Genomic DNA, 871 nt, shown 5'->3' with positions numbered 1-871 from the left:
CGCGTTCCCGACGACGAGGGTTCGGGTTCGCTCGAAGAGCGGGTCGGCAGCCGTCGGCGTCTCCGGTCGGTTGCCCGCGACACCCGCCTGAAGATGCTCGCGAACGGTCGCCGGGGGATCGAGCTCGTACCGGTCCCACACCGCGAGCGCGTCCGCGTACGTTGACGGGTCCGGCGCGGTCGGGCCGCTAGCGATCACGCCGAGATCGTCGCCGACCACGTCGCTCACCGCGAGCGTGAGGACGGTCGCGGGGGCCGCGATCCCGGCGAGGCGACCGCCTTTGACCGCCGAGCAGTGTTTCCGGACCGCGTTGATCTCGTCGATAGACGCACCCGAGGCGAGGAGTTCCGCGGTAGCGGTTCGGAAGTCGTCGATCGAGATCGGGTCCGCCGGCGCGGCGAGCAGGGCGCTACCGCCGCCGGTGACGACCGCGATCACGAGGTCGTTCGGTCCCGCCCCGTCGGCGATGTCGATGACGCGTCGCGTCGAGGCGACGCCGCGGTCGCTCGGGAGCGGGTGGTCTCCGGGGAGGACGTCGACGGGCGAGGCCTCGTGACCCTCATCACTCTCGTCGCCCCCGTCGCCCTCATCACTCTCGTCGCCCCCGTCGCCCTCATCGCTCTCGTCGCCCTCGTCGACCGTGACGACCGCGCCCCCGACGAGCCGGTCCCCGAGCCGTGTCGCGAGGGCGTTCGCCATCCCGCCGGCCGCCTTGCCGGCACCGACCAGACGGACCTCGTCGTAGTCGTCGAGGTCGTACTCGACGTGCGTCCCGTCGACGGACTCGACGCCGAGCACGCCGTCGGCGACCGAGGCGCGGTCCGCGACGATCCGTTCCGGGAGCGCGGCGGCGATCCCGGCCGCGAGACAG

At 72.9% G+C, this 871-nt stretch carries 1 protein-coding gene; it reads right to left on the bottom strand.

The genetic code is table 11. The features are described from left to right. On the bottom strand, window positions 1-871 hold an 871-nt coding region (locus ACFQEU_RS16870), incomplete at both ends, for a DUF4147 domain-containing protein (RefSeq protein ID WP_379784022.1).

The sequence above is a fragment of the Halorubrum tibetense genome (genome assembly GCF_042661865.1).
GTDB classification, from domain to species: domain Archaea; phylum Halobacteriota; class Halobacteria; order Halobacteriales; family Haloferacaceae; genus Halorubrum; species Halorubrum tibetense.
This window is presented reverse-complemented; position numbering and strand designations above follow the sequence as displayed.